This window comes from Tabrizicola flagellatus (genome assembly GCF_046295235.1).
Taxonomy (GTDB): Bacteria; Pseudomonadota; Alphaproteobacteria; order Rhodobacterales; family Rhodobacteraceae; genus Tabrizicola; species Tabrizicola flagellata_A.
In genome coordinates this window covers 1-6,795 of record NZ_JBKBLV010000069.1, presented here as the reverse complement: position 1 = coordinate 6,795, position 6,795 = coordinate 1, and the positions used below count along the sequence as shown (strand labels likewise).

Annotated in this window: 5 protein-coding genes; 2 read left to right on the top strand and 3 right to left on the bottom strand. The window is 67.2% G+C overall.

Annotation, left to right across the window (positions count from 1 at the left end; genetic code table 11):
* Positions 1-1,555 (bottom strand): heme lyase CcmF/NrfE family subunit (locus tag ACK4IU_RS18110; RefSeq protein ID WP_409738097.1); only part of this gene is annotated, 1,555 nt, incomplete at its 3' end.
* 176 nt (positions 1,556-1,731) lie between these two features.
* Between ACK4IU_RS18110 and rocF the strand changes: the two genes are divergently transcribed.
* Positions 1,732-2,655, top strand: coding sequence for an arginase (gene rocF, locus ACK4IU_RS18105; protein WP_409738094.1), 924 nt, complete (start codon positions 1,732-1,734; stop codon positions 2,653-2,655).
* Positions 2,656-2,736: 81 nt separating this feature from the next.
* On the opposite strand, the gene ACK4IU_RS18100 is transcribed toward rocF, so the two are convergent.
* Positions 2,737-3,771, bottom strand: a complete 1,035-nt coding sequence (locus ACK4IU_RS18100) for a lysine-2,3-aminomutase-like protein (protein ID WP_409738091.1) — start codon at positions 3,769-3,771, stop codon at positions 2,737-2,739.
* Between the two features lie 55 nt (positions 3,772-3,826).
* Positions 3,827-4,096, bottom strand: a complete 270-nt coding sequence (locus ACK4IU_RS18095; RefSeq protein ID WP_409738088.1) for an usg protein — start codon at positions 4,094-4,096, stop codon at positions 3,827-3,829.
* Positions 4,097-4,288: 192 nt separating this feature from the next.
* Here ACK4IU_RS18095 and gyrA point away from each other — a divergent pair.
* Positions 4,289-6,795, top strand: a 2,507-nt coding sequence (gene gyrA / locus ACK4IU_RS18090) for a DNA gyrase subunit A (RefSeq protein ID WP_409738085.1), incomplete at its 3' end; no start/stop codon positions are given.

Here is a 6,795-nt window from a genome sequence, read left to right as displayed (position 1 = left end):
TGGCCTCGCCCTTCCGGCCCTCCACCGCCGAGCCGCAAAAGTTCGTCACCCCCCCCCCTAATTGCGCCGCGGCCTGGCCCCCGGCGGCGCGCGGCTGGCGCGCCAGCCGCGCCACCCGCGCGCCGACGTCCTCGCGCCCCGTCCGCGCCCAGAGGTCGGTCAGCGCGCCGAAGGCGACCCAGGCCCCCAGCATCAGCCCGACCGGACCCAGCGCCGTCCGCCCGGTCTGCATGGCCCAGGCCAATGCCGCCAGCGCCAGAGCCAGCACCGCTGCCGGGACCAGCGACCGCAGCGACCGCGCGATGGACCCGCGCTTCCACGCCAGCATCGCCCCGGGCGGCAGGATCAGCGCCAGCGCCACCATGAAGGGGCTGAAGGCCGCGTTGAAGAAGGGCTCGCCCACCGAAAGGTCACGGCCCAGCAACATTGTGCCGACAAGCGGCCAGATCGTCCCCACGAAGACGACAAAGGCCGCGACGGTCAGCAGGATGTTGTTGGCCACCAGCGCGCTTTCGCGGCTGACCAGGCTGAAGACCCCGCGCGCCTCCATCACTCCGGCGCGCAGCGCGAACAGGATCAGGGCCCCGCCGGTGAAGACGCCGAGGATCATCAGGATGAACACGCCGCGCTCCGGGTCGTTGGCAAAGGCATGCACGCTGGTGATGACGCCCGAGCGCACGAGGAAGGTGCCGATCAGGCTGAAGCCGAAGGCCATGATCGCCAGAAGGATGGTCCAGGCCTTCAGGCTCTCGCGCTTTTCCACCACGATCGAGGAATGCAGCAGCGCCGCGGCCAGAAGCCAGGGCATGAAACTCGCGTTCTCCACCGGATCCCAGAACCAGAATCCGCCCCAGCCAAGCTCGTAATAGGCCCACCAGGACCCCAGCGCGATGCCGATGGTCAGGAAGACCCAGGCCGCCAGCGTCCAGGGCCGCACCCAGCGCCCCCAGGCGGCATCGACCCGGCCCTCGATCAGGGCGGCGACGGCGAAACTGAAGGCCATGCTCAGGCCGACGTAGCCGAGGTAGAGGAAGGGCGGATGGAAGGCGAGGCCCGGGTCCTGCAACAGCGGGTTCAGGTCCTGCCCGTCCAGCGGCGGCGTCGCCAGCCGCCAGAACGGGTTCGAGGTCAGAAGCAGGAACAGCATGAAGGCCACCCCGATCAGCCCCTGCACCGCCAGCACGCGCGCCTTCAGCCGCGCAGGCAGATTGCCGCCGAAGGCCGCCACCGCCGCGCCATAGACCGCCAGGATCAGCACCCAGAGCAGCAGCGATCCCTCGTGGTTCCCCCAGACACCAGATATCTTGTAGAGCATCGGCTTCAGCGTGTGCGAATTCGACACCACCACCGCCAGCGAGAAGTCGGACGTGACGAATGCCCAGGTCAGCGCCGCGAAGGACCAGCCGACCAGAAGCAGCTGCATGCCCGCCGCGGGTCCCGCCAGCGCCATCAGTCGCGCATCACCCCTGTGCGCGCCCCAGAGGGGCAGCGTGGACTGCACCAGCGCCACCATCAGCGCCAGGATCAGCGCGAAATGTCCAAGCTCGACGATCATGCGGATGCTCCTGTCGTTTGCACAATGATAGGCCGCCCCGGCCCCGGGCGAAAGCCCTGCGCCCTTCCGCCGCGCTCTGTCGGCAAAATGACCGGGTCGGTGGCCGCAAGCCGCCGATTTGCCGGTTGCCAGCCGACCGACCGCCCCGCTACATCCGTCCTAAAGCGGAGGTTCCCATGCCCAAGACCATCCTGATCGGCGCCCCCATCGACACGGGCCAGAAACGCCCCGGCTGCCTGATGGGCCCCGCCGCCTACCGGGTTGCGGGCATCGCCCGCGAGATTGCTGCCGAAAGCCACGGGGTCGAGGACTGGGGCGATCTCGCCCTGCCCGATCTGCGCGAGGTCGCCTGCCCGAACCCGGTCGTGCACGACCTCGCCGAAACCGTGGGCTGGGCTGAAATCCTGATGGACCGCGTGGACGATGCGCTGTCCGAGGGCGGCTTTCCGATCATCATGGGCGGAGACCACTCGCTTGCCCTCGGCTCGGCCGCCGGGGCCGCGGCCTATGCCAAGCGGCAGAACCGCCCGCTGTTCCTGTTGTGGCTCGACGCCCATTCCGACTTTCACACACCGCTCACCACCACCTCGGGCAACCTCCACGGCACGCCGCTCGCCTATATCGCCGGCCGCGACGGCTTCGACGCCTTCCCGCCCTTCCCCGCCCCCGTGCCCGCGCACCGGATCTGCATGTTCGGCATCCGCTCCGTCGATCCGGCGGAGAAGGCCGCCATGCAGGAACGTGACATCTTCGTGAACGACATGCGGGTGATCGACGAACGCGGCCTCGTCGCCCCCTTGCGCGAATTCCTCGACCTCGTGCGCCGCGAATCCGGCATGCTGCACGTCTCGCTCGATGTCGATTTCCTCGACCCCTCGATCGCCCCGGCCGTCGGTACTACCGTTCCCGGCGGCGCCACCTTCCGCGAGGCTCATCTGGTGATGGAACTCCTCCACGAATCCGGGCTCGTCACCTCGCTCGATCTGGTGGAACTGAACCCCTTCCTAGACGACCGCGGCATGACCGCGCGGCTGATGGTCGATCTGGTAGGGTCGCTGATGGGCAAGAAGGTGTTCGACCGCCCGACGCGGGCCAAGTGACGTTCATCCAGCCCTTGAGGGCAGCCTTCGCCGCGCGGTCCGCCCGCGAAGAGCGACCGAAGGAAGCGATGAGCAGTCCCTTCAGAGGTCGCGATAGGGGTGCTCGCTCCCCTGCGGATCGGTGACGATCCAGCCTTCGCCCGCCCGGCGCAGCCAGACGGGGCCGACCGGCACCTTGCCGTGCCCGCCGGGAATGTCCAGCACATAGGTCGGCTGGGCGATCCCGGTCAGCCGCCCCCGCAGCGCCGCCAAGATCGCCTGCCCCTCCTCCAGCGTCAGGCGGAAGTGGCCCGTGCCCTTCGCCAGATCGGGATGATGCAGGTAATAGGGCTTCACCCGATGGCGGAGCAGCTTGCGGAAGAGCGCCTCCAGCACCTCCGGGTCGGCATTGATCCCGCGCAACAGCACCGTCTGCGACAGAAGCGGCACTCCGGCCCGGGTCAGCCGACGCAGGGCCGCCGCCGCCGCCTCGGTGATCTCTTCGGGATGGTTGACATGCACCACCATCCAGACCGGCAACGCCCGGTCCAGAACCCCGGCTAGCGCCTCGGTCACGCGCTCCGGCGCCACCACCGGCACGCGGCTGTGGAACCGCACCAGATCCAGCGTCCCCAGCGCCTGAAGCCGGTCGAGCATCCCGCCCAGCCGCCGCGCCGACAACACCAGCGGATCGCCCCCGGTAAAGATCACCTCGCGCACCGCCGGGGTGGCGCGCAGATAATCCAGCACCTGGCGGAATTCCGCCTCGGACAGCGCACCCGCGCTGCCCACCGTCTCGCGTCGGAAACAGAAGCGGCAATAGACCTCGCAGGCCTGGGTCGCATGCAGGATCGCCCGGTCGGGATAGCGATGGGTCAGCCCCGGCACCGGGCGATGCGCATCGTCGCCGATGGGATCGGCCAGCTCTTCCGGGCGGATCTGCAACTCGCGCGCATCGGGACGGAACTGGGCCCGCACTCCCTCGGCGGCTGTCCCCGCCATCGCCGGGCTGATCCGCACCCGGAAGCTCTCTGCCACCTGCGCCAGCATCGCGCGGTCGGCCGGATCGGTCAGCCCTGCCCGTTCCATGGCCTCGAGGCTGGTCAATGCGGCGGGAGTCGTCGGGCGTGCGGTCATGCCGCGCGGGCCTAGCTGCTGTGCCCGCCCCACGCAACCCCTGCCGGGCCCGGCCTCAATGCAGCTTGAACTCGCCCACGACGTTGCGCCATTCGCCCGGCGCGATCAGCTTGCGATGGGTGAAGCGCACCGAATGCAGCGGCCCCTCGATCTTTTCCTGCCAGAATTCGATGAACTTGAAGAGCGCGGGATAATCCGGCGCCAGATCGTATTCCTGCCAGATGAAGCTGTTGAGAACGTTGCGATAATCCGGCATCCGGTAGTAAAGCTCGGCCGTCGTCAGACCATAGCCCTTCAGCATCAGCTCCGTCTCGCGTCCGACCATGCGGATCCTCCTTTCTTGCGGTCCATGACGGAATCATGACAAGGCCCGCTTAAAAATCAATGAAAACAGTATGTTGTCACTCATCCTTGATGGCTGCCAAGCCGGCCGCAACCCGCCATTGCACCCCATAGCTTGGATGGTGTATCCTGCCGCCTGCTAGATATTGATACCGCAAGGAAGGCGCGCGCCCTCATGGCCGAGACCCCGGAAGATACTGACAACAAAGAAGAAAACCCGGAACGTCCCAGCTGGCACGGCCCCCAGGTCGATATCGCAGCCGAGATGAAGACGGCCTATCTCGACTACGCGATGAGCGTGATCGTTTCCCGGGCAATCCCCGACCTGCGCGACGGGCTGAAGCCCGTCCACCGCCGCATCCTCTTTGCCATGCAGGAATCGGGCAACACCCACGACAAGCCCTACCGCAAGTCGGCCCGTCCCGTGGGCGACACGATGGGGAAATACCATCCCCACGGCGACAGCGCGATCTACGACGCGCTGGTGCGCATGGCGCAGCCCTTCTCCATGTCGCTGCCGCTCCTCGACGGCCAGGGCAACTTCGGTTCGATGGACGGCGATAACGCCGCTGCCATGCGCTACACCGAAGTCCGCATGGACAAGCCCGCGGCCTTCCTTCTGGCCGACATCGACAAGGAAACCGTCGATTTCCAGGACAACTACGACGGCAAGGACAAGGAGCCCACCGTCCTTCCCGCCCGCTTCCCCAACATGCTGGTCAACGGCGCGGGCGGCATCGCGGTCGGCATGGCCACCAACATCCCGCCGCACAACCTGGGCGAGGTGATCGACGGCACCCTTGCCCTGATCGAGAACCCCGACATCTCCATGGAACAGCTCATGGAGATCATCCCCGCCCCCGATTTCCCCACGGGCGGCGTGATCCTCGGCCGCTCCGGCGCGCGCAAGGCCTATCTCGAAGGCCGCGGCTCCGTCATCATCCGCGCCAGGACCCATGTCGAGGAGCTGCGCAAGGACCGCTGGGCCATCGTCATCGACGAGATCCCCTATCAGGTCAACAAGGCCACGATGATCGAGAAGATCGCCGAGCTGGTCCGCGAAAAGCGGGTCGAGGGCATCGCGGGGATTGCCGACGAATCCGACCGGATCGGCGTCCGCGTCGTGATCGAGCTCAAGCGCGACGCGACGCCCGACGTGGTGCTGAACCAGCTGTTTCGGTTCTCGACGATGCAGGTCTCGTTCGGCTGCAACATGCTGGCCCTGAACGGCGGCAGGCCGGAACAGCTGACGCTTCGCGATTTCCTCAGCCATTTCATAACCTTCCGCGAGGAAGTTGTCGCACGCCGCACCGCCTTCGAACTCCGCAAGGCGCGCGAGCGCAGCCACATCCTCTGCGGCCTGGCCGTTGCCGTGTCGAACGTGGACGAGGTTGTGGCGACAATCCGCGCCTCCGCCGACCCGGCCGAGGCGCGCGACCGGCTCATGACCCGCCGCTGGCCCGCACATGACATCGCCGCGTATATACGCCTGATCGACGACCCCTCGCACACGATCAACGAGGACGGGACCTACAACCTGTCCGAGATCCAGGCCAGGGCGATCCTCGACCTGCGCCTCCAGCGGCTGACCGCGATGGGGGTCAAGGAAGTCACCGACGAGCTTGAGGAATTGGCCGGCAAGATCAAGGACTTCCTTGACATTCTTTCCTCGCGCGATCGGATCATGGGCATCATCTCGGACGAGCTTCGCGAGGTGAAGGCCCTCTTCGCCGTCCCCCGCCGCACCGAGATCGCCGACTGGTCCGGCGACATGGAGGACGAGGACCTGATCGAGCGCGAGGACATGGTCGTGACCATCACCTCGGGCGGCTACATCAAGCGCACGCCGCTGGCCGAATTCCGCGCCCAGAACCGCGGCGGCAAGGGCCTCGCCTCGATGCAGACCAAGGACGACGACGTGGTCACGACCCTCTTCGTCGCCAACACCCACACGCCGCTCCTGTTCTTCACCACCGACGGCATGGTCTACAAGCTGAAGACCTGGCGCCTTCCCCTTGCGGGCCGCACCGCCAAGGGCAAGGCGCTGGTCAACATCCTGCCGATCGAGACCGGCATCACCATCGCCGCCCTGATGCCCGTGGACGTGCCCGAGGAAGACTGGGGCAGCCTCCAGATCGTCTTTGCCACCTCGGACGGGGACGTGCGGCAGAACGACCTTTCCGACTTCACCAACGTGATGCGCAACGGCAAGATCGCGATGAAGCTGCCCGAGGGCGTCTCCCTCGTGAACGCCGCCATAGCCGACGAGAACGACGACGTGATGCTCGTCACCGAAGCCGGCCGCGCCATCCGCTTCCCCACCACCGAAATCCGCGTCTTCCGCTCGCGCGAGTCGACCGGCGTGCGCGGCATCCGTCTGGCCGAGGGCGACCATGTCGTCTCCATGTCGATCATCCGCCACTTCGAGGCCACGCCCGAGGAACGGCAGGCCTATCTGAAACAGCGCCGCCTCATGGCCGGGATCACCGAGGACGAGGGCGACGATGAAGAAGACACCGTTCCCGCCGGCCAGCTTTCCCCCGAACGCTATGCCGAGATGTCGGCGGCCGAGGACCTGATCCTCACCGTCACCAAGGGCGGTTCGGGCAAACTGTCCTCCAGCCACGACTACCCGGTGCGCGGCCGCGGCGGCATGGGCGTGAAGGCCATCAGCCCCGGGCC